The organism is Sphingobium chungbukense (assembly GCF_001005725.1).
GTDB classification, from domain to species: domain Bacteria; phylum Pseudomonadota; class Alphaproteobacteria; order Sphingomonadales; family Sphingomonadaceae; genus Sphingobium; species Sphingobium chungbukense.
In genome coordinates this window covers 1-837 of the sequence record NZ_LBIC01000036.1, presented here as the reverse complement: position 1 = coordinate 837, position 837 = coordinate 1, and the positions used below count along the sequence as shown (strand labels likewise).

Annotated in this window: 1 protein-coding gene; it reads left to right on the top strand. The window is 60.3% G+C overall.

Features of this window, described 5'->3' with window-relative positions; translation table 11 throughout:
* The coding region (locus YP76_RS26425; RefSeq protein ID WP_046766346.1) for a Tn3 family transposase at window positions 1-837 on the top strand (837 nt) is incomplete at both ends.

The following is an 837-nucleotide window of genomic DNA, read 5'->3' as shown; positions in this document are numbered from 1 at the left end:
AATTCCGGTCGAACAACGCCATGTGGCGTCCGGTGCTGGCGGCCCTGGACTGGATCAGAAGCAAAGTGGATGATGGATGCCGCTACGTGCCGCCGCACGCAGTGCCGGTCGACGAGGTCATTCCGGCGAGATGGCGCAGTTCCGTCATTGATGAAGAGGGGCGCGTAAACCGGATCAGTTATGAGCTTTGTGTCCTCGCGCAACTGCGCGATCGCATCCGTTCTAAGGAAATCTGGGTTGCCGGGGCGGACCGATACCGCAATCCCGATGACGATCTTCCCAAGGACTTCGATGCGCGGCGAGAAGCATATTACACAGGATTGAACCTGACGGCGGATGCGCGTGCATTTTCAAGCGCCATCCGGGAAGAGCTTGCTCAGGAACTGTTGCTCCTCAATGCCAATATTCCCCGGAACGACAAGGTTCGGCTGCTGTGGCGCGGCGAGAACCGTATCTCTCTCACCCCGTTCAAACCCTTGCCCGAACCCAGGGGTCTCACCTCGATCAAGACCGAGATCGGCCAACGCTGGCCGATGACCGGGCTGCTCGACGTACTGAAGGAGGCTGCCCTTGATACGGGACTTCTCGAAGCGTTCGAAACATCGGCCTCGCGTGTTGCACTGCCGAAAACCGCGCTGGATCAACGTCTCCTGCTATGCCTCTACGGCTTGGGAACGAATGCCGGGCTCAAGCGGATCGCCGGCGCCACCCCCGATGTCAGCTATGAAGAGCTGCTGCATGTCCATCGCCGCTTCGTTCATGCCGCGGCGCTCAAGGAGGCGTGTGCCAGGGTTGCGAATGCGACCCTGGCAATCCGCAATGCCGCAGTCTGGGGAG